Here is a 24,159-nt window from a genome sequence, read left to right on the forward strand (position 1 = left end):
AACATATCGCACGCTCGAGGACCCTGCTGCATGTTCAAGTTCTGTCTCAACGCCCGCCTTCGTTCCCTGACCGCCGCGGCCTTCCTTGCAAACCTTCCGGTCCTGCCGACTGAAGCGGCGGCAGACGAGATCACGGTTTTCGCAGCAGCAAGTCTGGCCGACGCGCTCAATGAAATCGAACAGCATTTCGAAGCCGCCACTGGACACGATCTGGTGATTTCACTGGCCGGTTCCTCGGCGCTGGCACGGCAGATCCAGCAGGGTGCACCGGCGGATATCTTCATTTCGGCCAACCCGGACTGGATGGATGTGCTTGAGAAGGACGGCCTTCTGGAGCCCGGCAGCCGGTTCGACCTTCTGAACAATGCCCTCGTCCTGATCGCCCATGGCCGGGAGGCTCAACCGCTCGATATGACTGACCTGGACCTCGCAGGCCTTCTCGGCGACAACCGCCTTGCCATGGCGCTGGTCGATGCGGTCCCCGCAGGCATTTACGGCAAGGCGGCGCTGCAAAGCCTCGGGCTGTGGGACGCAGCGGAGCCCCGGATCGCACAATCCGACAATGTTCGCTCCGCACTCGCGCTGGTCGCCACGGGCGAAGCCCCCTACGGCATCGTCTATGCCACGGACGCCGTAGCCGAGGACAACGTGACTGTCGTCGGAACCTTCCCGGCAGACAGCCATCCGCCCATCGTCTATCCCGTGGCAGATCTCGCCAATCGCGATGTTCCTGCCGAAGCGGAGTTTCTCGCCTATCTCCAGGGACCGGACGCGCGCGAAGCCTTCGAACGTCAGGGGTTCGTGGTACTCGCTCGCTAATCTTTCCTGAAGATCACTGCCGGAAATTGCAGCCACCACCCGCCACTTGATGGGCTTTCGGGTTGCCCCTGCACTGCTCCCTCGCCCCGGAGAATGCAATTTCCCGCAAGCTTCAGCTGCCTCTCCCCTTGAAGCGCTCCCCCGCCCCTCGTAAAAGGGGGCAAATGAAACGGATTGAGGCCTCAGATGCTCGGCAAGATGTTCAAATCCCTTTTCGGCTCTTCCGGAGACGGTGGCAAAAGCGCGTCGAAGGCAACGACGGTAGACTACGACGGCTATCTGATCGTCGCGGAGCCTCAGCAGGCGAACGGCCAGTGGCAGGTCTGCGGGCGCATTGAAAAACAGGTCGGTGACACGACCAAGGTTCACACCTTCATCCGCGCCGATACGCTGCCGGATGAGGAAGGCGCGAAGAACGAGATGATCCGTAAAGCGAAAATGATGATTGACCAGGTAGGCGATAGCATATTCGATTGACCTGAAAACCGGACCATCTTTGGGGACAGACGTTCCAGGTGCTGCCGCTCGGTGTCTTGCGGAGCCTTGTCGCCGGGATCTCCCCGAAATCTGAAAGCCGACATGAAACGAAATATTGTCCTGAGCCTGCCCAATCTCCTGACCTATGGGCGCATATTGGCGGTTCCTGCGGTTGCGGTCTGTTTCTATTTCGAAGGCAACACAGCCCGCTGGGTCGCGCTTGCCATTTTCGTTCTGGCGGCAATCACCGACTTCTTCGACGGTTATCTGGCGCGGGCCTGGCAACAGCAATCCGCACTCGGGCGCATGCTCGATCCGATTGCCGACAAGCTGCTGGTGTCCGTCAGCCTGCTGATGCTCGCGGGCGACGGAACCATCTACGGCTGGACCATGATCGCGGCTATCATCATCCTGTGCCGGGAAATTCTGGTGTCGGGCCTGCGCGAGTTCCTGGCCGAACTGCAGGTCAGCGTTCCGGTGACCAAGCTTGCCAAGTGGAAGACAACCGTTCAGTTGATCGCGGTCGCCTTTCTGCTGGCCGGCCCTGCGGGAGACACCGTATTTGCCTATACGACGGAAACCGGCCTCGTCGCACTTTGGCTCGCCGCACTCCTCACCCTATATACGGGCTACGATTATTTCCGCGCCGGCATCGGCCACCTGATAACGGAATAGGGGCCTTCGGTCCGGCCCTGACAGCACACCACCTGGAGGTTTCATGAACATCCGCTATTTCGCCTGGGTCCGTGAACGGGTCGGCGTGGAAGAGGAAACCATCGAGCTTCCGGCATCGGTCGCGACCGTGGCCGATCTGATCACGCATCTGAAGACGCTCGACGACAACCACGCCGCCGCTTTCGAGGAAGAGGACGCCATCCGTGTCGCCCTCGACCAGATGCACGTTGAAACGGACGCCGTGCTCGGCAATGCCCGGGAAGTTGCTTTCTTTCCGCCCATGACAGGCGGCTGAACGATGGCCGTTACGCCGCTTGTCCGCGTCCAGGCGGAAGACTTCGACCTTCAGGCGGAAAGCCTGCGCCTGACGGAAGGCCGCAAGGATGTTGGCGCACTGGTGACCTTCACCGGCCTGTGCCGGGACGAAGCCGGAACCCTGGCAGCGCTGGAACTGGAACATTACCCCGGGATGGCTGAAGCCGAACTGACCCGGATAGCCGGGGAAGCCGCCGCACGCTGGCCGCTGACAGGCCTGACCGTGATCCATCGTTTTGGCAAGATCGCGCCGGGTCACAATATCGTGCTGGTGATCGCGGCCTCATCCCACCGCAGGGCTGCGTTCGAGGCCGCAGATTTTCTGATGGATTACCTGAAGACCCGCGCTCCCTTCTGGAAGAAGGAACACCCTGCGGAAGGTGGCAGTGGGGCCTGGGTCGAAGCGAAAACCGAAGACGACACGGACGCCGCACGCTGGACCTGAGCCGCCCAAGCGAATAGTCTGCTATTGATTCAAAGGCCGCTCCGCCGCCCCTTTCCCATTCTCAAGCTTTGCGGTTGCCCCGGCAGCCCCGTTATTTGTATTGGTCCCGACCCCGTGAAACACGACAGTGAATCCTCTGGCAAAGCCGCTGCGACGCCGGCGGCAGAAAAGGGCGCTTCCGGCTCTTCCTCCGAAGTTCTTCGGGATCCGGGCATTCCCTTTGCCGAGTTTGTGGCCATCATCGCCATGATCATGGCGCTGAATGCCATGGCAATCGATGTCATGCTGCCCGCCCTGCCCGCCATCGGCGATGCGCTCAACATCGTTGAGGAAAACAACCGCCAACTGGTGCTCCTGTCCTATCTGATCGGCTTCGGTGGCGCGCAGCTCTTCTTCGGCCCGGTGACCGACGCCCTCGGACGGCGCGGCGTCCTTGTCGGCGGTCTCGCACTTTACAGCCTTGCCAGTATCGGTGCGATCTTCGCCATGGATCTCGACACGCTTCTGATTGCCCGCGTGCTTCAGGGCATCGGCTGCGCGGCCGCCCGTGTCACCGTGCTGTCGGTCGTCCGCGATTGCTACACCGGCAGGCGCATGGGCAAGGTCATGTCACTGGTGATGATGGTGTTCATGGCCGTTCCGGTGGTCGCACCATCCATCGGCCAGGCAGTTCTCCTGATTGCCGGCTGGCACTGGATCTTCGCGCTTTTGCTGATTTCCGGTGTCACGATGATGATCTGGTCTGCGCTCAGAATGCCGGAAACCCTTGCGGTCGAAAACCGCCGGCCGATGGAGGTCGCCACCATCGTAAGCGCCTATATGACGGCGCTGACCACGCGGGTGAGCCTTGGGTACACCGTGGGCACGGCCTTCATTTTTGGCGGCCTGTTCTCGTTCCTGGCCATGTCGCAGCAGATCTTCGTCGACATATTCGATCTCGGCACCCTGTTTCCGATCGTCTTTGCCGCCATTGCCATCACCATGGCCGGAGCCTCCTTCACCAACGCCCAACTTGTGGAAGCCATCGGCATGCGCCGACTGTCCCATGGCGCGGCGGTGGTCTACACCGCGCTCGGATTTGCCGTCTGGCTTCTGGCGGCGCTCGGCCTTGAGAATTTCTGGGCCTTCATGATCCTGGCCACGCTGATCATGACCAGCTTCGGCTTCCTGGGAGCGAATTTCAACGCCATGGCGATGGAACCGCTTGGTGCCATTGCCGGTACTGCCTCGTCCGTCATCGGCACCATTTCGACACTTGGCGGCGCGATCCTGGGCTACATCATGGGCCAGCTTTTCGACGGCACCACCCAGCCGCTCGGCCTCGCCTACACCATCTATGGCCTGTGCGCCATCGGCTGCATTCTCTACGCTGAACGCGGGCGGATGTTCCATGCCATGCACGAAAAGCATGCGCAGCCGTAACAAGGACCTGCCGGCGCTTCACGCGCCGACATCTATCTCAATCTTCCCCACGAAGGATTTTTCCAGAAACTTTTCCGCGCGGCCTGCAGCTCGCGCAAGGGACAGGTTTCCGCGCTGACGGGACGGATCTCGCCCGCCACGATCTAACGCACCCGATCCTTGAAAGACGGGGGCCCGCTCATAGATGCTTCCGATAAGCGTCAGGTCACGCAGCCACGTCGCTACAAACAAAAAAGGCGAGCCTAAGCCCGCCTTTCCGATCGTTTCCATGAGTAAGGCTCTATCAGCCCGCTGCCGCCTGCAGAGCCGGCGACTGCGGACGCACGGCGGCGTCATAGTCCTGCATCAGGGTCTTGATGATGTCGCCGACCACAAAGGTATTGCCGGCGATCTCGGAGACCGGGGTGACTTCCGCGGCCGTTCCGGTGACAAAGCACTGTTCGAACTCCGACAGCTCTTCCGGCATGATCACGCGCTCGACAACCTCGATACCACGATCCTTCGCCAGGCCGATCACCGTCTGACGGGTGATGCCGTTCAGGAAGCAGTCCGGCGTCGGCGTATGGATCTTGCCGTCCTTGACGAAGAACACGTTGGCACCGGTGGCCTCGGCAACCTGGCCGCGCCAGTCCAGCATCAGCGCATCGGTGTAGCCCTTGGCTTCCGCGGCGTGTTTGGAAATGGTGCAGATCATGTAGAGACCGGCGGCCTTTGCCTTGTAGGGCGCCGTGGCCGGTGCCGGACGGCGGTATTCGGCCATGTCCAGGCGAATGCCCTTCAGCCGCTCTTCCGGCTTGAAATAGCTCGGCCATTCCCAGGTGGCAATTGCCAGGTGAATGGTGTTGTGCTGAGCCGAGATACCCATCATCTCGCTGCCGCGCCAGGCGACTGGGCGGATATAGGCATCGGTCAGGTTCATGCGCGCCAGGGTTTCTTCCTTGGCGGCATTGATCTGTTCAGCAGTGTACGGGATCTCGAAACCGAGCATGCGCGCCGAGGCAAGCAGGCGCTCCGTATGCTCTTCGGACTTGAAGATCCGGCCGCCGTAGGCACGTTCGCCTTCGAACACGCTGCTGCCGTAATGCAGTCCGTGGCTGAGAACATGCAGTTTGGCTTCCGACCAGGGCACAAAGGTGCCGTCGTACCAGATATCACCACTGAGCTGATCAAAAGGCGTTCCAGCCATCTTTCATCTCCCGCTCGCTCTATGAGCGTCTTTTTGTTTTCTGTTCAACAGAGGCAAATGACACCAAAGACTTGCGCCTTTTTTACCGCTGTATTTTTTGCACAGCACGCCAACTATCGGTATCCTGATGGCCGCGGCGACGATGATAGGATTCGTTTATCATCTGATGCGTAAAAAAGCATCAGAAAGACCGATCATTTCGTACGCGACCGGATAGAAGTAACAATCGATCAGAATTAAGTCAATATGACTGACGTAAATTTCAAACCGGACCAGCCGCCCCTCGGACGCGGTGCGGACAAATCCCGGACGCAGCAGCCCGAAGGGTCCGATACGGATGGCGCCGACACGCTGTCCTACGACCTGATCGAGCTTCTGTTTTTTGCCTATCGCGACTTCACCGGTGATCCGGATGACGTGCTTGCCAAATATGAGTTCGGCCGCGCCCACCACCGTGTCCTGCATTTCGTGGATCGCAATCCCGGGATCATGGTCACCGACCTTCTCGGCATCCTGCGCATCACCAAGCAGAGCCTTGGCCGGGTGCTGAAGCAACTGGTGGACGCAGGCATCATCGAACAGCGCGAAGGCCATCACGATCGGCGGCAGAGACTGCTCTATACCACCGAACGTGGACATGCCCTGGCTGTGGACCTGACGAGCCTGCAACAAAAGCGCCTTGAACGTGCCCTAATTGGATTGCCAGATGGCAGCGACGAGATTATCCGCAGGTTTCTGCTGCAAATGATCGATCCCGAGGCGCGGCCGCAGATCCTGCAGTTGATACGCAGTCTTTACGACCTGAAGGATTGACCGGCAAACGGTCACAGAAGGACAACAAAGCCGACATGAATGCCCAGGTGCCTGACGACAACGCCAATCACATTCTCCTGGTAGACGACGACAAGCGTATCAGGGACCTCCTGTCGAGGTTGCTCAAGGAGAACGGCTACCGTGTGACGACCGCCGCCCATGCGGCCGAGGCGCGCACGTGTCTCACCGGCCTGGAATTCGACCTGATCATTCTCGATGTGATGATGCCGGGCGAAACCGGTCTGGAGCTGGCCGTTTCGCTTCGCGAGGAGTCGTCCGTCCCGATCCTGATGCTCACCGCGCGGTCAGAAACACCCGACAGGATCGCCGGGCTCGAGGCCGGCGTCGACGATTATCTGTCAAAGCCGTTCGAACCGCGCGAACTGATGTTGCGCATTGCCGCCATCCTGCGCCGCGGCAACCAGCAGCCGGTCATCGTCAGCGAAGAGATCCACTTCGGTCCCTTCTCGTTCAACTCCGCGCGCGGAGAACTCAAGAATGGCGAAGCCATGGTGCGCCTCACCGACCGGGAAAAACAGATCCTGTCGATTTTCGCCGAACAGCCGGGCGCGACCGTTCCCCGCCACAAGATCGTCGGCGACGATAGCGGCCTGGGCGAGCGCACGGTGGACGTTCAGATCAATCGGCTGCGCCGCAAGATCGAAACCGATCCCGGGAACCCGATCTACCTGCAGACGGTGCGCGGCATCGGCTACAGGCTTGCGTGCGACTGAACCGGACCGCAATGGCCAAACTTGACAGCTTCCTCCGGCGCTTTCCCCTGACGGTGCCCCTGAAACCGCTGATGGCGGTCTATCGCCAGGTGTCCCGGCTGATGTACCGGGTCATGCCGAAGGGCCTGTTCACCCGGACGTTCCTGATTATCGTGACCCCGATTGTGATCCTTCAGTCGGTGCTCGTTTTCGTGTTCATGGAGCGGCACTACCAACTGGTCTCGCGCAGGATGTCGGAGGCGGTGGTGCGCGAGATTGCAGCCGTCGTCTATGTGCTGGAGAACTATCCGCAGGACCCGGATTACGCCAACATCGAGGAACTCGCCTCGCGGGCGCTTGGCATGTCCATGACGGTAACGCCGCTGGAACCCCTGCCGCCGCCCACGCCCAAGCCGTTCTTCGACGTTATCGACCAGGAACTGAGCCAGGCCATCGGGCAGCGCATCGGCAAACCGTTCTGGATCGACACGGTTGGCAGATCCCGCTTCGTCGAGATCCGTATCCAATTGAAAGACTCGATCCTGCGCGTCTTCACGCGGCGCAGCCAGACCTACGCCTCCAATTCGCACATCTTCCTGGTCTGGATGTTTTCGACCTCTCTGGTTCTGGTGATCATCGCACTGTTGTTCCTGCGCAACCAGATCCGCCCGATCATCCGGCTGGCGAATGCGGCGGAAGCCTTTGGTCGGGGCCGGCCGGTTGAGAACTTTCGGGCCAGCGGCGCCCGTGAAGTCCGCCGCGCGAGCCTTGCCTTCATCGACATGCGGCGGCGCATCGAACGGCAGATCGAGCAACGCACCACCATGCTTGCAGGTGTCAGCCACGATCTCAGAACCATTCTGACGCGCCTCAGGCTGCAGCTTGCGTTCCTTGGCGGCACGCCGGAAAGCGAGGCGATGCGCAAGGATGTCGACGAGATGAGCCATATGCTGGAGGACTATCTCGCCTTTGCCAGCGGCTATGGCGACGAGGACATCCAGAAGACCGACATCTCCCTGCTGCTGGAAGAACTGGAAGAAGAAGCGGAGATCTCCGGCCACGACGTGACGACGCGCTTCGAGGGGCCATCGGACGTGGAGATACGCCGCCTGTCCATGAAGCGGAGCCTTTCCAACCTCGTCACCAACGGCTGCAAATACGGCAACCGGGTCGAAGTGCTCGGCCGCATCGAGAACGGCTGGCTGACGATAACGGTCGATGACGACGGCCCGGGCATTCCAGAAGACCAGCGCGAGATTGCCTTCCGGGCCTTCCACCGCCTGGACCTTGCCCGCAACATGGACGAAACCGGCAGCGGTCTCGGCCTGGCCATCGCCCGCGACATTGCCCGCGCCCACGGCGGCGACCTCTACCTGGAGGACAGTCCGATGGGCGGATTGAGAGCAAGGTTGCGCATCCCGGCATAGGAACACGCTGTCTTTCCGAAAATGGGAAACATCAATCGATCCAGCCGAAAAGCTTGTCCTAACGGCTGGCCATCTGCTTCAATTGAAAGTCTTTCAAGTCAACGCAAGACAATCGCAACCCAATTTCCGGTTGACTGACCAAGCATCAATTTTCTACCAATTTGCCGGCTGGTTCTTACCCCCGTTTTCCACCAGCCGAACGCATTCCGATGAGACGGGGACACAAGGAATGCACGATGTCTGAGTTTCTTCTGAAAAACGCCGATACCGTCCTGACGATGGATGACGACCGCCGGGAACTGTCAGGCGTCGACATTCGCCTGCGTGATGGCGTGATCACGGAAATCGGCACGGATCTGGAAACCTCCGGCGCAACGCTGTCCGCCCGCGGCTGCGTCGTGACACCGGGCCTGGTGAATACCCACCATCATCTTTACCAGAGCCTGACCAGAGCCGTCCCCGGCGGACAGGACGCGTTGCTTTTCGGCTGGCTGCAAACCCTTTATCCGATCTGGTCCCGCTTCGGTCCGGAAGAAATGTTCGTGTCCGCCCAGACCGGACTTGCCGAACTGGCACTTTCCGGATGCACGCTCAGTTCCGATCATCTCTACCTCTATCCCAACGGATCGCGGCTCGATGACACCATCGCCGCCGCAAGAGAAATCGGCCTTCGCTTCCACCCGACCCGCGGCTCCATGAGCATCGGCGAGAGCGACGGCGGACTGCCGCCGGACAGTCTAGTGGAACGGGAAGCCAGTATTCTGGAAGATTGCATCCGCGTCGTTGATGCCTTTCACGACCCATCCGAAGGCGCGATGGTCCGTGTCGGCATTGCCCCCTGCTCTCCGTTTTCCGTCAGCCGGGAGCTGATGCGGGACGCAGCTCTGCTGGCGCGCGACAAGAAGGTTATGTTGCATACTCATCTTGCGGAGAACGATGAGGACATTCGCTATTCGCAGGAAAAATTCGGCTGCCGCCCGGGACAATATGCCGAGGATCTCGGCTGGACCGGGCCGGATGTCTGGCACGCCCATTGCGTCAAGCTGGACGATCGTGAGATCAGGCTGTTCGCCGGCAGCAGCACCGGTGTTGCCCATTGCCCCTGTTCCAACTGCCGCCTCGGCAGCGGTATCGCCCCTGTCCGTTCAATGCGCGACGCCGGGGTGAAGGTGGGGCTTGGCGTCGACGGGTCGGCCAGCAACGACGCCGGCAATCTGGTTCTGGAAGCGCGCCAGTCGATGCTGCTGCAGCGGGTCGCCTACGGCGCGGATGCGATGTCCGCCCGCGAAGCCCTGGAAATTGCCACCCGTGGCGGAGCCGACGTGCTGAACCGCCCCGATTGCGGCCGGCTTGCCGTCGGCAATCGCGCCGATATCGCGCTTTGGGATGTTTCCGGTGTCGAGAGCGCCGGAAGCTGGGACCCGGCAGCCCTGCTGCTCGCCGGGCCGACGCGCGTCAAACATCTGTTCGTGGAAGGCCGTCAGGTCGTTAACGACGGCCAGATCACCACGATCGATCTGCCAAAGGTCATAGAACGCCAGAACCGGCTCGCGCGAAAGCTGCAGTCCTGAAAATAAGGCGCACGCAGTGAACAGGATCAGTAGAGCCGACCACCGATCGGAACGTCCTTGGTCGGCGACAGCAGCACAACCTCACCATCACCATCGGGAACGCCCAGCGTCAGCACTTCGGACATGACCGGGCCGATCTGGCGCGGCGGGAAATTCACCACGGCCATCACCAGCTTTCCAACCAGGGTCTCCGGTGTGTAGTGCCTGGTGATCTGTGCGGAGGTTTTCTTGATGCCGATTTCAGGACCGAAATCGATCTGCATCTTGTAGGCGGGCTTGCGCGCTTCAGGGAACTCCTCGGCCTGGATAACCCGGCCGACACGAACATCCACTTTCAGGAAATCGTCAAAACTGATCTGGTCGCTCACGGAAACAATCCTCTTGTTCTGCGAGCGACCATGGACGGTCAAATGACTGTTCGCAAGGGCCTGAAGTCCCTCAGGCGCTTGCCGGGGCCTCTCCGCCAAGATCTGTGTCTTCCCGGCCACTTTGCTGCCGGTCACGGCGGCGGCTGGATTGCTCGGACGCGTTGCGGAAGAACGACCGCACGCCTTTCACTACGCTATCCAGCTTGTTCAGCCGCTTCATGAAGGACGTGCCCTTGTCCAGTTCCTTGTCGAGGCGTGCCATGGTGCGCGGCATGCCCTCGTCTTCCTCGTCCAGCCAGACGTCGACCACACGGGCAAAGGCGATGGACAGCCCCTGGGCAACCACGGTTGCCTTGACGCCGGAGACATCGATCCCCGCAGCGATCAGCATCCATTTCTGCGACCGCACCTCAAGCGCGTTTAAGTCAAGCGCAAGGGCGGGATCCTTCCGCGCTGCCTTGTGCAGTGCCCGCACGGCCTCCTTGTGTTCGGCCAACGCGTCGATGCGGCTCATCAGGATGTCGAACAGGCGGTCGCGCGGCGGCTGGTCGCCCATGTCCTCGTCGCGTTCGTCCAGAACAGTGGTATCGATCTGCTCCAGAAAGGCGGCAACCAGCTTCAGCTTCGACGCATAGGCGCCGCGCATTTCGGAAAGCTTGACCTTCGCCGTCTCGGCGATCAGCGGCAGCGAGATGTCTTCATAAGGATGTTCCGACAACAGATCGAGAAAGGTCTTCAGGATCTTCTGCTTGGTCTTGACGGTCGCCATTGCTGGCCCTCCTGTGTCATTGCATCTCTCAAGATAGGATCGCCCGGGCTTGCAGAAAAGGGCGGCCCGCTGCCGCAGGCGGGCGAAACATTCTGGCAGTGGGCCCAACTTACGGCAAAAGCGACTTACAGGCAGGAACCAAACGGACAGGGACAGCGTTTGCCGGAGTGACGGGTGTGAGACCGTGAGCGGACTGGCCACAAGGTCACCCGAACCAGGTTTTCATGACCTGTCCCACCCAGGCGACCGGTTCCCCCACGCGAAGTTCCGTTCAGTCGGAGGTTCGTGCCGGTTGGCTTCGGGTGGCTTTCAATGCCCCTTGCCGAGCCCTGCCCCCGGGCGCACCGCATCTTGTGAAAGGACGACCCCATGAAAACGCTTGCCGATGCTTTCGAGCACACGCTTCAGGACATCTACTACGCGGAAAAAACCATGGCCAAGACCATGCCGAAATTGCAGGAAGCTGCAAACGGCAAGAAACTGAAGGATGCTATTGGTGAGCATCTGGAAGAAACAAAGGGCCAGGTCAAGGTTCTCGAACAGGTCTTCAAGTCGCTCGGCAAGAAGCCGGAAGGCGAGAAATGCGATGCGATCGAAGGTCTCATCAAGGAAACCGACGGCATCATCAGCGAAGCAAGCGGCGCTGCAAAAAACGCCGCTCTCCTGGCCGCCTGTCAGGCTGTCGAGCACTATGAGATCGCCCGTTACGGCACGCTGCGCGAATGGGCCAAGGTGCTCGGACATGACGAGGCCCACGATCTTCTGACCGGCATTCTGGACCAGGAAAAGGCTGCAAACAGCAAGCTGACCAATCTTGCCGTGTCGACGATCAACGAGCAGTAATCGCCCGGCATATGCCGCAGGAAAACTCTCGGACTTTCAGTCGAAAAAACAAAGGCCGCCGGATGTCCCGCGGCCTTTGATCTGTTTGAAAGTCACTGACGGGACCGGCCTCAGCCGGCCAGTTCCCGCGCCCGTTTGACCGCGGCGGCAACAGCCTCGGTCATCACCGGCTGCAGGCCGTCGGCATGCATCAGCACGTCAAGCGCGGCAGCCGTCGTACCGTTCGGGCTGGTGACGTTCTTTCTGAGAACGGAAGGATGTTCGCCGGACTGGTGCATCAGTTCACCTGCGCCACAGACCGTGGCAATCGCCAGCTCCTGGGCGATCTCTTCCGGAAGTCCTGCCTGCCGTCCGGCCTCGCTCAAGGCTTCGGCAAGGAAGAACACATAGGCAGGCCCTGATCCGCTGACCCCTGTCACGAGATCGATCTGGTCTTCGCTGTCCAGCCAGACCACCTTGCCAACCGACGACAGAAGTCTAGTGACATCGTCCTTCGCTTGAGCAGAGACGGCCGGGGTCGGATAGACCGCCGTAATGCCGCGTTTGACCATTGCCGGCGTATTGGGCATGCAGCGGCAGATCGGCACATGGCCGAAAAATTCCTCGAATTTGGAAACTGGCGTGCCGGCGGCAACCGACAACACCAGCGTGTCGGACGCAACCGCGGATTTGAGACCGGGCAGAACCTGATCCATCATCTGCGGTTTGACGGCGACCAGCACGATCCCGGCCGTCAGATCCTCCGGCACGGAGGTCACATGACGGATGCCGTGTTTCTTGAGAAGGGCATCCATCTCTTCGGACAGATGCGGATCATTGACCACGATGGCAGCGGGGTCGATCCCCTCCGCCATCCAGCCCGATAACATTGCCCCACCCATCTTGCCGGCTCCGACAAGAAGGAAAGGCCGTTCCTTTGAAAAGCTCATGCTTCTCCTGCGGTTTCAAACAAGGCCGTGTTCAACGCCTCGGCTGCCGAGTGACCGGCCCAGACGACGAATTGAAAGGCTTGATAGAAACGTTCGCAGTTTTCAAGGGCATTTGTCAGCATTCCCTCGATCTGAGCCGAGGATGCCTCCGCACCGCCCGCCAGAAGCAGCGACTGCCGGAACATCACCACGTTCTCCTTGTTCCAGAGATCGAAGTGGCCCATCCAGAGCTGTTCATTGACGAGTGCCAGCAGACGGACAACTTCCGTCTTGCGCAATTCGGTGACCTTGAGGTCGAAAGCACAGGCAAGATGAAGGGCTTCGACTTCCTCCATCCACGAGAAGGAGACGTGGTAATCACACCAGCTCCCCTCCAGGGAAATGGTGATCTCGTCCTCGTCCGACCTTTCGAACGTCCAGTCGTTTAACGCTGCGAACGTCTCTATGGTGTCAACGGGATTACCAGGTCGCTCGAGTTCAATCTCGATGAGGCTCATGTGCCTACTCCCCTTCTGAGCCGGGGGCCGGTAACCCGATCACGATAACCGGGCGGGCCGCCGGGAAAAGTCCCATGCCGGAGGAGCAAAACGCGTCCTTTTACGGCCCTTTAGAAGGGAACCGGTTCCGTCTTGCTCCGACGAATCCCTGTTATCTTTCAGTATAGGAGCAGGAATGATTTAAACGATACATACCAGTTGAGCGAAAAAAGCCGAAACTTGTGGACGACTCAGCGGTATTTTTCATCACACTGCCCAAAATCAACGCAAAACCGCCATGTTCAAGCGTCGTAATTCTGTCATCACCTTTTCACAGAAAACGCTCACATCGACGTCAACAAATCGGCTTAAGCGTCTCCAGAAGCGGTGGATTCCGGATTTTCGAGTTTGGCGAGCCGCGATTCGAGTTCATCTATCCGGTCCAGAGCGCGCACTGCCATCTCTTTGACCGCTTCATGCTCCTCGCGCGAAACCACGTCCATGTCGGACAGAAAACGCTCGGCCTGAGCACGGAAAGCGGTCTCGACCTCGCGGCGGGCGCCCTGGGCAACACCGGCGGCATCGGTCATCAACTTGGCAAAATCATCGAGAAGACGGTTCGGGCCTTGGGTCATCGGACCCTCCTTGATCGGAAACACATGTGATGACAGACAGGTATGAGGGAATGGCGGCAACTTCAAGGACCAATTCCGCCGCAGCCGCATTCACACGCATTCCGCCCCGCCCTGCCATCCCCTCTTTCGGCAGGCGGCTCCCGTCCCCCTGCGAACCCGCATCGGCTTGACGGGGCGGACAAGATAGCGCAAGCGTTCAGCCCGAATTCGCCCGCGCACCATTGGAAGGTTCTGCCGTGCCGCCAGTTCTGGTTATGCCCTTTCCCGCAATCGACCCTGTTCTCATCGAATTCGGACCCTTTGCCCTGCGCTGGTACGCGCTCGCCTATATCGTCGGAATTCTGCTGGCCTGGCGTTACATGCGCCTGCTGGTGGCCAACGACCGCCTGTGGAGCGGCGTCCCCCGCCCTGCCCCGCTTGAGATCGATGACTTCGTGCTCTGGGGCACGCTCGGCATCATCATCGGCGGACGTCTTGGCTACGTGCTGTTCTACAATCCGGCATATTACTTCGCCCACCCGGCCGAGGCGATCGCGATCTGGACCGGTGGCATGTCCTTTCATGGCGGCTTTGCCGGCACGGTCATCGCGATGATCCTGTTTGCCTGGAAGCGTGGCCTGTCGATCTGGACCCTGTTCGACCTTGCCGGTTGCGCGGCCCCCATCGGTCTCTTCTTCGGCCGGATCGCCAACTTCATCAATTCCGAGCTGTGGGGCCGGCCGACGGATGTGCCCTGGGCGGTGGTGTTTCCAAATGGCGGACCGGAGCCCCGTCACCCGAGCCAGCTCTATGAAGCCGCGCTTGAAGGCGTCGTGCTGTTTCTGGTGCTGATGGTGCTCAGCCGGCGCTTCAAGCTCCTGCAAAAACCCGGCTTCCTTGCCGGCGCCTTTGCCTTCGGTTACGGCGTTGCCCGGTCGATTTCAGAACTCTACCGCGTTCCCGATGCCCATATCGGTTATCTGAGCGGCTTTCTCACCATGGGCATCCTGCTGTCCCTTCCGATGATCCTGGTCGGACTGGCCACCATGATCTGGGCAGCGAGGCGCAGCTCCGGAGCAAACGCGGCGTGACGGGACTGAAGGACAGGATCAAGGCCCGGATTGCAACCGAAGGTCCGCTGTCGGTCGCGCAATATATGTCCGTTTGCCTCGGCGACCCGGACGCCGGCTATTACATGACGCGCGAACCGTTCGGCAGCGAGGGCGATTTCATCACCGCGCCCGAAGTCAGCCAGATGTTCGGCGAACTCATCGGCGCTGCCTGCCTGTCTGCCTGGCAGGCGCTGGGGGAACCGGCTGAGTTTCAGCTTGTAGAACTCGGGCCTGGGCGCGGCACGCTGATGGCCGACCTGTTGCGCATGGCGTCCCTGCGCCCGGCCTTCATCAAGGCGGCCCGCCTGAATATGGTCGAGACCAGTCCGAGACTGCGGGAAATTCAGACTGCGACGCTGTCGCGCGGTCCGTTGACGCCGCACTTCCGCAACCGGTTCCAGGATGTTCCCGGCGGTCCGCTGATCCTGGTCGCCAACGAGTTTTTTGACGCCCTGCCGATCCACCAGTTCGTCAAGACCGCTCGTGGCTGGCAGGAACGCCAGATCGGCCTGTCGCAGGACGGAGAACTGATGTTCGGCGTCGGCACCGCTCGCCTGCCCGATGACGCCATCCCCGCGGATCTTTCATCCGCCCCTGAAGGCGCGATCTTCGAAACCCAGCCCGCCGCCAATGCGATTGCCGAGGAGATAGGCCACCGGATTGCCGGAAACGGCGGCGCTGCGATCCTTATCGACTATGGCTACCTGAACACCGCCGCAGGCGACACGCTGCAGGCCCTTTACAAACACGCCTATGACGATGTCCTGGCTCATCCGGGCGAAGCGGATCTGACCGCGCATGTCAATTTCGAAGCCCTGGCGGCCGCCACAGTCCGGGCAGGTGCCCAAGCCCTTGCGCCCCTGACCCAGGGCGAGTTTCTGCTGCGCTCTGGCCTTCTGGAGCGGGCCGGAGCCCTTGGCGCTGGCAAGTCCCACAGCGAACAGGAAGCGATCCGCGATGCCGTCGAGCGGCTGGCCGCGCCAGGTCAGATGGGCGATCTTTTCAAGGTGCTGGCCGTGACGAACTCTGGAATATCCTTTCCCCCGTTTGACAGCGCGTCCTGAACACCCCAAGGATCAGACGCTGGCGTGACGAATCCCCTCCCCTTCAGGAGCCTTGAATGAAAATTGAAGCAGACGTCTTGAAGCTGGATGGCATCCGGCACGGCTTCTTCACCCGCCAGGGCGGCGTCTCCGGCGGCATTTACGCCAGTCTCAATATTGGCCTCGGTTCGGACGATGATCGCGGCAGCGTTCTGGAAAACCGCGAGCGCGTTGCCGGCCAGCTCGGCATCAGCACTGGCCGCCTGGTCTCCCCCTATCAAATCCACTCCCCCAACGTGATCACCGTCAGCGCACCCTTCCCGCCGGATGCGGACCGCAAGGCGGATGCACTGGTCACCGCCACACCGGGCCTTGCCATCGGCATTGCGACGGCCGATTGCGGCCCGCTGCTGTTTGCGGATCCCAAGGCGGGCGTCATCGGCGCGGCCCACTCTGGCTGGAAAGGCGCCGTTACCGGTATCTTGCAGAACACGGTTGCGGCGATGGAGGCCCTCGGCGCGACCAAGGGCAACATAACGGCGGTGCTCGGACCGACGATTTCCCAGGCCGCTTACGAGGTCGGCCCCGAGTTCAAGGACCGCTTCCTTCAGGAGCACCCGGACAACACCCGCTATTTCAGACCTTCCGAACGCGCGCAGCATTTCATGTTCGATCTGCCCGCTTTCATTACCGACAAGCTTGAGGCTCTTGGGCTGGGCGACGTCGCCGATCTGGCGCTGTGCACCTATGCCGACGAGGACCGTTTCTTCTCCTACCGCCGGACAACCCATCGCAAGGAGCCGGATTACGGCCGCCAGATCAGCGCGATTGCACTTTTGTGAGGACCACACATGGCACTTCATTTTTCCGATGCCGAGTTTGAAAGCCGCTTCGACAAGCTGAAGGCCGCCATGGAGGCGCAGAAGCTGGATGCGATGCTGCTCTTTGCCCAGGAGAGCATGTACTGGCTGACCGGCTACGACACGTTCGGCTTCTGCTTTTTCCAGTGCCTCGTCGTGACGAAGGACGGCCGCAAGGTGCTCCTGACGCGCTCCGCCGACGAACGCCAGGCCAAGCACACCTCGAACATCGAGGACATCCGCATCTGGATCGACCGCGGCTCCGCCAGTCCTGTGCTGCAGCTCAAGGAGATGCTGTTCGACATGGACCTGCTCGGCAGCAGGCTGGGTGTCGAATACGACACGCAAGGCATGACCGGTAAAATCGCCCTGAAGCTGAATGAGGAACTCACAAGTTTCGCCGACGTCAGCGATGCCTCGCCCTTGATTCCCGAGCTTCGCGCGGTGAAAAGCGCCGAGGAAATCGTCTATGTGCGCAAGGCCTCGGAGCTGGCCGACAAGGCCTTTTATGCCGCGATGGATGAAATCCGCCCTGGAGCCGACGAGGGCCGCATACTGGCTGCGATGCAGGGAGCCATTTTCGAAGGTGGCGGCGATTATCCCGGCAACGAGTTCATCATCGGCTCCGACCGCGATGCGCTCCTGTGCCGTTACAAGGCAGGCCGCAGGAACCTGTCCGACCAGGACCAGCTCACGCTGGAATGGGCCGGTGCCTACCGCCACTACCACGCTGCGCTGATGCGCACGGTGGTGATCGGCACACCGACGGACCGGCACATGGAAATGTACACCGCCGCACGCGAGGCACTTGCGGCTGTTGAAACACAGCTCGTTCCTGGCAGGACCTTCGGCGATGTCTTCGACGCCCATGCAGAACGTGTCGACGCCCATGGCCTCATGCCGCACCGGCTGAATGCCTGCGGTTATTCCCTGGGCGCCCGGTTCACGCCAAGCTGGATGGACATGCCCATGGCCTACCGGGCCAACCCGGCCGAGGTGAAGCCCGACATGGTCATCTTCATGCACATGATCCTGATGGATTCCATCTCCGGAACCGCCATGACCCTCGGCCAGACCTATCTGACCACGACCGGGGCGCCCGAGTGCTTGTCCAAGCTGCCTCTCGACCTGCCGGTCAAGTCAGGCTAAACCAGTTTCAACCTTGCGGCCCGGTTCGCGTTTCGCGTTTCCGGCAGGGGCCGCTGCCACGACGATATCGACCGCGAGAGCCAAGCGTCTCCATGACAGACATGACCACCCAACGATCCTCTTCCTCCCGGCGCCTGCTGGCGGTTCTTCTGCTTGGAGCCGGGCTTGCTGCCTGCCAGGCAGCTCCTCAGCCCCCCACTCCGATCTCGACCACCGTCACCGCGCCGACGATCGCCGGTCAGGCCGACCAGCAAGAGGGCGTCACCTTCGCGTTTGAACCGTTCACCGGTGCACCGGGAAATATTGCCGACGAGCTGTCCGAGATGATCGGTGCCGAAGCCCGCAAGCAGGGCATCACGCTTGTGCGCCGCATCGGCGCGTCGGCCACCTACCGGGTCAACGGTTATCTGTCGGCAACCGGACAGCCCTCCAACGGCACCGTGTTCTACGTTTTCGACATTGTCGACAACTCCGGCCGCCGCGTGAAGCGAATCTCCGGAACGGAAGATACGGGCGGAGCCTCCGGCGACCCGTGGCAGGCGGTCAGCTCCGGTACGCTGTCGCGCATTGCCAATCGCTCGATGGTGGAAATCAAGGCCTGGCTCAACCGATAATGAAACGCTTTGCCGGGTAATTCCGGCGTGGCGTCACAAAAAATAAAAAAAAGCGGGCGTCAGGCGACAACGCCTGTTGTGGTCCGGTTGCTTGGTTGTTACAACGCCGCCGCCTGCCGAGGGTTTCCGAGCGAGGCTCCCGGCACCCGGCACATGACTTAAGACCTAGGCCTTTCCGCGTGTTTGCAAGGCACAACCTGTCTGTAAACCCGCCGTCGCACCAGAAGGACTTGCGGCTCATGAAGATCGTCGCGGGCAATTCCAACCGAGCCCTGGCTGAGGAAATCTCCAAATACCTGGATGCCCCTCTCGCCAAATGCCAGGTCCGGCGGTTTGCCGACCAGGAAATCTTCGTAGAAATCCAGGAAAACGTACGCGGCGAAGATGTTTTCGTCGTCCAGCCGACCAGCTACCCGGCAAACGACCACCTGATGGAACTGCTCATCATCATCGATGCGCTCCGCCGGTCCTCTGCCCGCCGCATCACCGCGGTCATTCCCTATTTCGGCTACGCCCGGCAGGACCGCCGTGCCTCCGGCCGAACCCCGATCTCGGCAAAGCTGGTGGCCAATCTGATCACCGAAGCCGGTGCAGACCGCATTCTAACCCTGGATCTCCACGCCGGACAGATCCAGGGTTTTTTCGATATCCCGACGGACAACCTGTTCGCCGCTCCCGTCATGACCCGCGACATCAAGGAACGCTATGCGACCGACAATGTCATGGTCGTGTCTCCGGACGTCGGCGGCGTGGTGCGCGCCCGTGCCCTTGCCAAGCGCATCGAGGCGCCGCTCTCCATCGTCGACAAGCGCCGCGACAAGCCTGGGGAATCGGAAGTCATGAACATCATCGGTGATGTCAAAGGCTACGACTGCATCCTCGTCGATGACATCGTCGACAGTGGCGGCACGCTCTGCAACGCCGCTGAAGCCCTTTTGGCCAAGGGCGCGCAGTCGGTGACGGCCTATATCACCCACGGCGTTCTGTCCGGTGGTGCGGTTGCCCGCGTGACCTCTTCCAAGCTGAAGGAACTGGTCATCACCAACTCCATCGAACCGACCGCCGCCATCACGGCCGCTGCCAACATCCGTGCAATCTCGATTGCTCCGCTGATCGGCGAAGCAATCAACCGCACGGCTCTGGAAAAATCCGTTTCCAGCCTGTTCAGCTAAACCGGCTGACGGCAGACACATCAAAAACGCCCGGCCGAAAGACCAGGCGTTTTTCATTGAACCAGGCGCTGGATCAGGCGGCTGCGACCGCAGCCAGGAAACGATCGACCGTTTCCCTAAGCGCATTGGTATGGTTGTTGACATCCGTCGATGCAGACAGCACCTGTCCCGCGGAGGAGCTCGTCACCAGCGTCTTTTGAGAAATGGTCTCGACCGTGCGCGCAACCTCCTGCGTGCCCTTCGCCGCTTCCTGAACGTTGCCGGAAATCTCGTTGGTCGCCGCACCTTGCTGCTCGACAGCGGAGGCGATCGATCCTGTGTATTCGTCGACTTGGCTCATCGTTTGGGTAATCCCGGCGATTGCCGACACGGCGTCCCTCGTTGCGGCCTGCACTTCGGCAATCTGCCCCTCGATTTCTTCCGTTGCCTTTGCGGTCTGCGTTGCCAGCTCCTTCACTTCAGAAGCAACGACCGCAAATCCACGTCCCGCTTCCCCCGCCCGCGCGGCTTCAATGGTCGCATTCAGCGCCAGAAGATTGGTCTGTTCGGCGATGGCGGAAATGAGGTTCACGACATCCCCGATCCGCTGCGCGGCTTCGGCAAGGCCTTCGATCTTGGTGTTGGTCTCGACGGCTGCTTGAGAAGCATCGCGAACGATCTCGGTCGTCGACAACACCTGTCGGCGGATTTCCTGAATGGAGGCCGACAGTTCCTCGGCAGCAGACGCAACCGTCTGCACGTTCGTGGAGGCCTCTTCCGAAGTCGACGATGCACTCGAGGCGTCGCTGGCGGTCTCGTCGGCAACGCCGTTCAACTCTTCCGCGGCCAGCCTCATCTGTTCGCTGTTGCTGTGAACCGCATCCAGCATGCCGGTAACTTCGGATCGGAAGGCCGAAATAAGCCGGGTCGTTGCCTCTGCCTGCCGCTCCCGGGCAGCAGCAGAATCATGCTGCTCGGCTTCGAGCCTGGCACGGGAAATTGCGTTTTCACGGAAGACAGAGACCGTTTCTGCCATATCGGAGATTTCGTCAGAGGCAGTCTGTGGCGGCACCTCCACGGCCGTATCTCCGCCGGCGAGCCTGCTCATCACGGCCCCCAGCCGGGTAATGCGGCCGGAGAGACTTCTTGCCATCAGAAGACCGATCACGCCGGCGACGAATGCACAGGCGAGGGAAATACCGAAGATCCAGAACTTTAGCGACGTCAGGGGCGCCAGGACTTCGTCAGCGTCCTGAACCACGACGAGCGTGTAATTGTTGCCGAGCGCCATGATGGGCATCATCGCCGCGAATACGTCCCGGCCGTTATAGTCCGGCAGACGCTCGAAGGTCGCCTCGCCGCTCATCACCGACATCACTTCGGGTGCCGCGAAAGCGTCGCTGAGCATTTCATTCGTATCAGCCGTGCGCTGGCTGTCGTTGACGACCAGTCCGGTTTCGTTGACGAGATAAATATTGCCGGTCTCCCCGAGGCCGGCGTAGTTGCCAAGCAGGGCATCGATCTTGCTTAACGGAGTCTCGTAGGCAACCGCGCCGATCGTCTTGGACCCCACCTTCACCGGTGCGACCCAGAACCCCGTCGCTGCGCCGTCCTTGCCGGCATAATGGACCGGATCGAATCCCAGAAGCGTCTCCTCGTTGCCGGAGACAATCCGCTCGAAGGCATTCGCCAGAGGTGTCTGGGACCAGGCTTCGTCCTTGAGATTGACGCCGAAATCCGATTGCTTGCGGGCTGTGTAGATCACATCGCCAGCAAGGTTGATCAGCAAAATGTCCGGATGGTCGTTGGCGTCGGCATAGTCCCTGAGCGAGGTGTGATGTTTCGCATGGACCTTGTCATAGGGTTTGCGGCCTGCCTTGACGAGCTGATCCCTTTCCTCAAGCGGATGCGGGTTGTCGGTGATGTAGATCTTGGTCAGGGTTTCAGCCGCCTTGTCTTCGTATTTTGCCCAGGCGGCATTGAAATCACTATATGCGGATCGGAGGGCCTGACCGTTGAGGTGCCCGCCGATCGTCAGTTCCTTGCTGCGGTAAAACTCCAGCAGGCTGTCCCGGCGACTCTCGACCAGCGCCATGAGACGCTGCTCCGCCTGACCGCGCACGGTGTTGGCTCCGGAGACATAACTTGCGATACCGACGCCTCCAGAACAAAGAAGTGCGATACCGAGAACGAGTGCTGGAAGCTTTACGGATACTTTCAAGGTTTCCCCCCGGAAGACGCGGGAAGGTTCAACCTTCCCGCCAGTTCTCAAGTTTTAGTGCCAGTACCTCACCGTCAAAGCCGGTACTTGCCTGTTAGAGGCTGTCGACGTTCACGCCAAAGGTCACTGCGCCGATGACTGCGCCGCTGTCGGGATCGAGAACGGGAACGCTCACCTGGCTCTGCAGTGTTTGCGTGCTGTCGTCCTGCTCCAGCTCGCTGATGTGAACGGCCCCCTTGCCGGCAAGAAATGTCTCCTGCCACTTTGCTTCGTCACCTTGCCAGTAATCTGAGGTGACATCGCTCTGGCCTACATTGAGCCCCTTGGCGTCCATGACGAAAATTTCTGTGAAAAGCCCGCCGCTCGCTTCCTGAACGTTCGAAAGATAGACGGAGAGCGGCTTGTCCAGCACTTCGTCGATCATCGGTTGATCAACGGCCTCGGCTTCCTCACGCCATTTGGTGTCCAGTTCATCGATTTTCGGCTGATCGTAGGAGCCGGTAACACCGTTTTGCTCCTTCACCGCCGAAACGACTTCCGCTGCTGCGGCAATTTCAGCGATCTTTCCGGCAGCCAGGCCCTTCAGCTCGCTCTCGAATTCATTAGCGATGGCACTGCCGGTGAGCAGAAAGAAGACTGCAGCGGTTCGAACAAGATATTTCATCATTCACTCCCATTAAATTTACTAAGAGGAATGATCGAGTACTGAAATTAAAATATGATTTATTGCGCTGAATAATCTCTTTGAAATCCTCTTTCAGCAAATACTGCGAAATTTATAGTGTTATTTATTACAATATATATTCGGAATTACTCACGAATCGGGTTAATTTTTACTACCTGAGATAACATGAATTCAAAAAACGCCAGAAAGTAGAGTGTTTACGTGATAGCATTCAGGGCCGAACCACAACGCCCAGCTGCAATTCAGGCCAAGGCAAATGGGATCAACGGGAGTCGCCTCCAGAAATTTTCCCAATTGTTCAAAAAATTTGCCGCCAACAATCCTGCTCAGCTTGTGAGCACGCATATTTTGTGGTCATCTAAGCCTGCACAAGGTCTTTTCCAGGGGATTCCAGATGCTCACATCCAAACCATTTTCCAGGGCCCGCAGGGCCATGCTGACGGCCGCCCTGGCTGTCACAGTTTCGGCGGGACTGTCCATTCCTTCCGCCAATGCCGCCGACCCGGTCAAGGTCGCTGCAATCTACACCGTTCCGGTCGAACAACAGTGGGTCAGCCGTATCGACAAGGCGCTGAAAGCTGCACAGGAACGCGGCGAGATCACCTACACCTTCTCCGAAAACGTCGCCAATACCGACTATGAGCGCGTCATGCGCGAATATGCCGAACAGGGCATGGATCTGGTGGTTGGCGAAGCTTTCGCCGTCGAGCGCGCCGCTCGCAAGGTGGCTGCCGAATATCCGGACACCGCGTTCCTGATGGGATCGTCCTTCGGACCGGCTCAGCCGAACTTCGGTGTTTTCGACAACTGGATCCACGAGCCGAGCTATCTCTCCGGCATGATCGCCGGCGCTACCACCAAGTCGAACGTCATTGGCATGGTCGGCGGCTACGCCATTCCGGAAGTGAACCGGTTGATGAATGCCTTCATGGAAGGTGCGACCGCCGTCAATCCGGACGTGAAGTTCCTCGTGACCTTCATCAACTCCTGGTACGATCCGCCCAAGGCCAAGGAAGCTGCCTTCGCGATGATCGAAAAGGGTGCGGACATTCTCTACGCCGAGCGCTTCGGCGTGTCGGATGCAGCCAAGGAAAAGGGCATTCTGGCCATCGGCAACGTGATCGACACCGCGGGTGATTATCCAGGCACGATCCTGTCCTCCGCGCTGTGGCACATGGAGCCGACCATCGACAAGGCCATCGAGCTGGTTGCCAGCGACAGCTTTGAACCGGCCGATTTCGGTCCCTACAGCTTCATGTCCTATGGCGGCGGCAGCTTCGTCGTCGATGAAAGCCTTGCCCCGGCCGACGCGGTTGCGGCGGCAAAGGCCAAGGAACAGGAAATCCTCGACGGTCTGTTCCGCGTCAATGTGAACGACACTGAACCGAAATCCACCATGTAGGCTTTCGCCTGCCACGTCCGGCGGTCACAATGGCCGCCGGCGATTCCCTGCCGCGGGGAA

At 60.2% G+C, this 24,159-nt stretch carries 27 protein-coding genes; 18 read left to right on the forward strand and 9 right to left on the reverse strand.

Annotated features, from left to right (window positions below; translation table 11 throughout):
• Window positions 1-30: 30 nt before the first annotated feature.
• The 6 genes from modA (at window position 31) to SIAM614_RS20640 (ending at window position 4,153) form a co-directional block, all read left to right on the forward strand.
• Window positions 31-819: a molybdate ABC transporter substrate-binding protein gene (gene modA, locus SIAM614_RS20615; protein WP_006937564.1), complete on the forward strand. Its 789-nt coding sequence runs from the start codon at window positions 31-33 to the stop codon at window positions 817-819.
• Window positions 820-1,005: 186 nt separating this feature from the next.
• Window positions 1,006-1,296 carry an HlyU family transcriptional regulator gene (locus SIAM614_RS20620; protein ID WP_006937566.1) on the forward strand — a complete coding sequence of 97 codons (291 nt, stop codon included), beginning with the start codon at window positions 1,006-1,008 and terminating at the stop codon, window positions 1,294-1,296.
• 102 nt (window positions 1,297-1,398) lie between these two features.
• On the forward strand, window positions 1,399-1,971 hold the full coding sequence (gene pgsA / locus SIAM614_RS20625) for a CDP-diacylglycerol--glycerol-3-phosphate 3-phosphatidyltransferase (RefSeq protein WP_006937567.1): 573 nt from the start codon (window positions 1,399-1,401) through the stop codon (window positions 1,969-1,971).
• Between the two features lie 43 nt (window positions 1,972-2,014).
• Window positions 2,015-2,266: a molybdopterin converting factor subunit 1 gene (gene moaD, locus SIAM614_RS20630; RefSeq protein WP_006937569.1), complete on the forward strand. Its 252-nt coding sequence runs from the start codon at window positions 2,015-2,017 to the stop codon at window positions 2,264-2,266.
• A 3-nt stretch (window positions 2,267-2,269) separates the two neighbouring features.
• Window positions 2,270-2,731 (forward strand): molybdenum cofactor biosynthesis protein MoaE, encoded by a 462-nt coding sequence (locus tag SIAM614_RS20635; RefSeq protein WP_006937573.1) that lies wholly within the window; start codon window positions 2,270-2,272, stop codon window positions 2,729-2,731.
• Between the two features lie 114 nt (window positions 2,732-2,845).
• The gene (locus tag SIAM614_RS20640; protein WP_006937577.1) at window positions 2,846-4,153 is read left to right on the forward strand and encodes a multidrug effflux MFS transporter; all 1,308 of its coding nucleotides are present in this window, start codon (window positions 2,846-2,848) and stop codon (window positions 4,151-4,153) included.
• 18 nt (window positions 4,154-4,171) lie between these two features.
• Here SIAM614_RS20640 and SIAM614_RS20645 read toward each other — a convergent pair whose 3' ends face one another.
• Together SIAM614_RS20645 and SIAM614_RS20650 are read right to left on the reverse strand one after the other, a co-directional pair.
• Window positions 4,172-4,423: a hypothetical protein gene (locus tag SIAM614_RS20645; RefSeq protein WP_006937580.1), complete on the reverse strand. Its 252-nt coding sequence runs from the start codon at window positions 4,421-4,423 to the stop codon at window positions 4,172-4,174.
• A 13-nt stretch (window positions 4,424-4,436) separates the two neighbouring features.
• Window positions 4,437-5,339 carry a branched-chain amino acid aminotransferase gene (locus SIAM614_RS20650; protein WP_006937581.1) on the reverse strand — a complete coding sequence of 301 codons (903 nt, stop codon included), beginning with the start codon at window positions 5,337-5,339 and terminating at the stop codon, window positions 4,437-4,439.
• 246 nt (window positions 5,340-5,585) lie between these two features.
• On the opposite strand from SIAM614_RS20650, the gene SIAM614_RS20655 reads away from it, so the two are divergent.
• The 4 genes from SIAM614_RS20655 to SIAM614_RS20670 all read left to right on the forward strand — a co-directional run bounded on the left by SIAM614_RS20655 (window position 5,586) and on the right by SIAM614_RS20670 (window position 9,863).
• Window positions 5,586-6,152 (forward strand): MarR family winged helix-turn-helix transcriptional regulator, encoded by a 567-nt coding sequence (locus SIAM614_RS20655; protein ID WP_006937582.1) that lies wholly within the window; start codon window positions 5,586-5,588, stop codon window positions 6,150-6,152.
• A gap of 35 nt (window positions 6,153-6,187) precedes the next feature.
• Complete coding sequence (locus tag SIAM614_RS20660; protein ID WP_040440738.1) at window positions 6,188-6,886, forward strand: response regulator; 699 nt, start codon at window positions 6,188-6,190, stop codon at window positions 6,884-6,886.
• An 11-nt stretch (window positions 6,887-6,897) separates the two neighbouring features.
• Window positions 6,898-8,292, forward strand: a complete 1,395-nt coding sequence (locus SIAM614_RS20665) for an ATP-binding protein (protein ID WP_006937584.1) — start codon at window positions 6,898-6,900, stop codon at window positions 8,290-8,292.
• Between the two features lie 236 nt (window positions 8,293-8,528).
• The gene (locus SIAM614_RS20670) at window positions 8,529-9,863 is read left to right on the forward strand and encodes an 8-oxoguanine deaminase (protein ID WP_006937585.1); all 1,335 of its coding nucleotides are present in this window, start codon (window positions 8,529-8,531) and stop codon (window positions 9,861-9,863) included.
• A gap of 26 nt (window positions 9,864-9,889) precedes the next feature.
• Here SIAM614_RS20670 and SIAM614_RS20675 read toward each other — a convergent pair whose 3' ends face one another.
• Window positions 9,890-10,231 carry a tRNA-binding protein gene (locus SIAM614_RS20675; protein WP_006937586.1) on the reverse strand — a complete coding sequence of 114 codons (342 nt, stop codon included), beginning with the start codon at window positions 10,229-10,231 and terminating at the stop codon, window positions 9,890-9,892.
• Window positions 10,232-10,301: 70 nt separating this feature from the next.
• A complete protein-coding gene (locus SIAM614_RS20680) occupies window positions 10,302-11,000 on the reverse strand; it encodes a TetR/AcrR family transcriptional regulator (RefSeq protein ID WP_006937587.1) in 699 nt (232 codons plus the stop codon).
• A gap of 369 nt (window positions 11,001-11,369) precedes the next feature.
• Between SIAM614_RS20680 and SIAM614_RS20685 the strand changes: the two genes are divergently transcribed.
• Window positions 11,370-11,843: a YciE/YciF ferroxidase family protein gene (locus SIAM614_RS20685; protein ID WP_006937588.1), complete on the forward strand. Its 474-nt coding sequence runs from the start codon at window positions 11,370-11,372 to the stop codon at window positions 11,841-11,843.
• Window positions 11,844-11,953: 110 nt separating this feature from the next.
• Here SIAM614_RS20685 and proC read toward each other — a convergent pair whose 3' ends face one another.
• The 3 genes from proC to SIAM614_RS20700 all read right to left on the reverse strand — a co-directional run bounded on the left by proC (window position 11,954) and on the right by SIAM614_RS20700 (window position 13,883).
• Window positions 11,954-12,772, reverse strand: coding sequence for a pyrroline-5-carboxylate reductase (proC, locus tag SIAM614_RS20690; protein ID WP_006937589.1), 819 nt, complete (start codon window positions 12,770-12,772; stop codon window positions 11,954-11,956).
• Complete coding sequence (locus SIAM614_RS20695; RefSeq protein ID WP_040440699.1) at window positions 12,769-13,269, reverse strand: type III secretion system chaperone family protein; 501 nt, start codon at window positions 13,267-13,269, stop codon at window positions 12,769-12,771. The genes proC and SIAM614_RS20695 overlap by 4 nt, the downstream gene beginning before the upstream one ends.
• Before the next feature lie 347 nt (window positions 13,270-13,616).
• Window positions 13,617-13,883 carry an accessory factor UbiK family protein gene (locus SIAM614_RS20700; protein ID WP_040440700.1) on the reverse strand — a complete coding sequence of 89 codons (267 nt, stop codon included), beginning with the start codon at window positions 13,881-13,883 and terminating at the stop codon, window positions 13,617-13,619.
• A gap of 254 nt (window positions 13,884-14,137) precedes the next feature.
• On the opposite strand from SIAM614_RS20700, the gene lgt reads away from it, so the two are divergent.
• The 6 genes from lgt to SIAM614_RS20730 all read left to right on the forward strand — a co-directional run bounded on the left by lgt (window position 14,138) and on the right by SIAM614_RS20730 (window position 19,812).
• The gene (gene lgt, locus SIAM614_RS20705; RefSeq protein WP_006937593.1) at window positions 14,138-14,953 is read left to right on the forward strand and encodes a prolipoprotein diacylglyceryl transferase; all 816 of its coding nucleotides are present in this window, start codon (window positions 14,138-14,140) and stop codon (window positions 14,951-14,953) included.
• Entirely contained in the window at window positions 14,950-16,038 is a 1,089-nt protein-coding gene (locus tag SIAM614_RS20710) for a class I SAM-dependent methyltransferase (protein ID WP_006937594.1), read from the forward strand. Before lgt ends, SIAM614_RS20710 begins: the two co-directional genes overlap by 4 nt.
• 56 nt (window positions 16,039-16,094) lie before the next feature.
• Window positions 16,095-16,859 carry a peptidoglycan editing factor PgeF gene (gene pgeF / locus SIAM614_RS20715; RefSeq protein WP_006937595.1) on the forward strand — a complete coding sequence of 255 codons (765 nt, stop codon included), beginning with the start codon at window positions 16,095-16,097 and terminating at the stop codon, window positions 16,857-16,859.
• A 9-nt stretch (window positions 16,860-16,868) separates the two neighbouring features.
• Window positions 16,869-18,026: a M24 family metallopeptidase gene (locus SIAM614_RS20720; RefSeq protein ID WP_006937596.1), complete on the forward strand. Its 1,158-nt coding sequence runs from the start codon at window positions 16,869-16,871 to the stop codon at window positions 18,024-18,026.
• Window positions 18,027-18,118: 92 nt separating this feature from the next.
• The gene (locus SIAM614_RS20725; RefSeq protein ID WP_006937597.1) at window positions 18,119-18,640 is read left to right on the forward strand and encodes a hypothetical protein; all 522 of its coding nucleotides are present in this window, start codon (window positions 18,119-18,121) and stop codon (window positions 18,638-18,640) included.
• A 239-nt stretch (window positions 18,641-18,879) separates the two neighbouring features.
• Window positions 18,880-19,812, forward strand: coding sequence for a ribose-phosphate pyrophosphokinase (locus tag SIAM614_RS20730; RefSeq protein WP_006937598.1), 933 nt, complete (start codon window positions 18,880-18,882; stop codon window positions 19,810-19,812).
• 73 nt (window positions 19,813-19,885) lie between these two features.
• Here SIAM614_RS20730 and SIAM614_RS20735 read toward each other — a convergent pair whose 3' ends face one another.
• Both SIAM614_RS20735 and SIAM614_RS20740 read right to left on the reverse strand, forming a co-directional pair.
• A complete protein-coding gene (locus SIAM614_RS20735; RefSeq protein ID WP_157139991.1) occupies window positions 19,886-22,012 on the reverse strand; it encodes a methyl-accepting chemotaxis protein in 2,127 nt (708 codons plus the stop codon).
• Between the two features lie 94 nt (window positions 22,013-22,106).
• On the reverse strand, window positions 22,107-22,676 hold the full coding sequence (locus SIAM614_RS20740; protein ID WP_040440740.1) for a PDC sensor domain-containing protein: 570 nt from the start codon (window positions 22,674-22,676) through the stop codon (window positions 22,107-22,109).
• Between the two features lie 415 nt (window positions 22,677-23,091).
• Here SIAM614_RS20740 and SIAM614_RS20745 point away from each other — a divergent pair, with 415 nt between their 5' ends.
• Window positions 23,092-24,099, forward strand: coding sequence for a BMP family protein (locus tag SIAM614_RS20745; RefSeq protein ID WP_040440701.1), 1,008 nt, complete (start codon window positions 23,092-23,094; stop codon window positions 24,097-24,099).
• Window positions 24,100-24,159: the final 60 nt, after the last annotated feature.

The organism is Roseibium aggregatum IAM 12614 (assembly GCF_000168975.1).
GTDB lineage: Bacteria > Pseudomonadota > Alphaproteobacteria > Rhizobiales > Stappiaceae > Roseibium > Roseibium aggregatum.

Bases quoted from the DNA above. Each gene is read 5' to 3' on its own strand.
- modA (WP_006937564.1), top strand. From the start codon at position 31: ATGTTCAAGTTCTGTCTCAACGCCCGCCTTCGTTCCCTGACCGCCGCG.
- SIAM614_RS20620 (WP_006937566.1), top strand. From the start codon at position 1,006: ATGCTCGGCAAGATGTTCAAATCCCTTTTCGGCTCTTCCGGAGACGGT.
- pgsA (WP_006937567.1), top strand. From the start codon at position 1,399: ATGAAACGAAATATTGTCCTGAGCCTGCCCAATCTCCTGACCTATGGG.
- moaD (WP_006937569.1), top strand. From the start codon at position 2,015: ATGAACATCCGCTATTTCGCCTGGGTCCGTGAACGGGTCGGCGTGGAA.
- SIAM614_RS20635 (WP_006937573.1), top strand. From the start codon at position 2,270: ATGGCCGTTACGCCGCTTGTCCGCGTCCAGGCGGAAGACTTCGACCTT.
- SIAM614_RS20645 (WP_006937580.1), bottom strand. From the start codon at position 4,423: ATGGAAACGATCGGAAAGGCGGGCTTAGGCTCGCCTTTTTTGTTTGTA.
- SIAM614_RS20650 (WP_006937581.1), bottom strand. From the start codon at position 5,339: ATGGCTGGAACGCCTTTTGATCAGCTCAGTGGTGATATCTGGTACGAC.
- SIAM614_RS20655 (WP_006937582.1), top strand. From the start codon at position 5,586: ATGACTGACGTAAATTTCAAACCGGACCAGCCGCCCCTCGGACGCGGT.
- SIAM614_RS20660 (WP_040440738.1), top strand. From the start codon at position 6,188: ATGAATGCCCAGGTGCCTGACGACAACGCCAATCACATTCTCCTGGTA.
- SIAM614_RS20665 (WP_006937584.1), top strand. From the start codon at position 6,898: ATGGCCAAACTTGACAGCTTCCTCCGGCGCTTTCCCCTGACGGTGCCC.
- SIAM614_RS20670 (WP_006937585.1), top strand. From the start codon at position 8,529: ATGTCTGAGTTTCTTCTGAAAAACGCCGATACCGTCCTGACGATGGAT.
- SIAM614_RS20680 (WP_006937587.1), bottom strand. From the start codon at position 11,000: ATGGCGACCGTCAAGACCAAGCAGAAGATCCTGAAGACCTTTCTCGAT.
- SIAM614_RS20685 (WP_006937588.1), top strand. From the start codon at position 11,370: ATGAAAACGCTTGCCGATGCTTTCGAGCACACGCTTCAGGACATCTAC.
- proC (WP_006937589.1), bottom strand. From the start codon at position 12,772: ATGAGCTTTTCAAAGGAACGGCCTTTCCTTCTTGTCGGAGCCGGCAAG.
- SIAM614_RS20695 (WP_040440699.1), bottom strand. From the start codon at position 13,269: ATGAGCCTCATCGAGATTGAACTCGAGCGACCTGGTAATCCCGTTGAC.
- SIAM614_RS20700 (WP_040440700.1), bottom strand. From the start codon at position 13,883: ATGACCCAAGGCCCGAACCGTCTTCTCGATGATTTTGCCAAGTTGATG.
- lgt (WP_006937593.1), top strand. From the start codon at position 14,138: ATGCCCTTTCCCGCAATCGACCCTGTTCTCATCGAATTCGGACCCTTT.
- pgeF (WP_006937595.1), top strand. From the start codon at position 16,095: ATGAAAATTGAAGCAGACGTCTTGAAGCTGGATGGCATCCGGCACGGC.
- SIAM614_RS20720 (WP_006937596.1), top strand. From the start codon at position 16,869: ATGGCACTTCATTTTTCCGATGCCGAGTTTGAAAGCCGCTTCGACAAG.
- SIAM614_RS20725 (WP_006937597.1), top strand. From the start codon at position 18,119: ATGACAGACATGACCACCCAACGATCCTCTTCCTCCCGGCGCCTGCTG.
- SIAM614_RS20730 (WP_006937598.1), top strand. From the start codon at position 18,880: ATGAAGATCGTCGCGGGCAATTCCAACCGAGCCCTGGCTGAGGAAATC.
- SIAM614_RS20740 (WP_040440740.1), bottom strand. From the start codon at position 22,676: ATGAAATATCTTGTTCGAACCGCTGCAGTCTTCTTTCTGCTCACCGGC.
- SIAM614_RS20745 (WP_040440701.1), top strand. From the start codon at position 23,092: ATGCTCACATCCAAACCATTTTCCAGGGCCCGCAGGGCCATGCTGACG.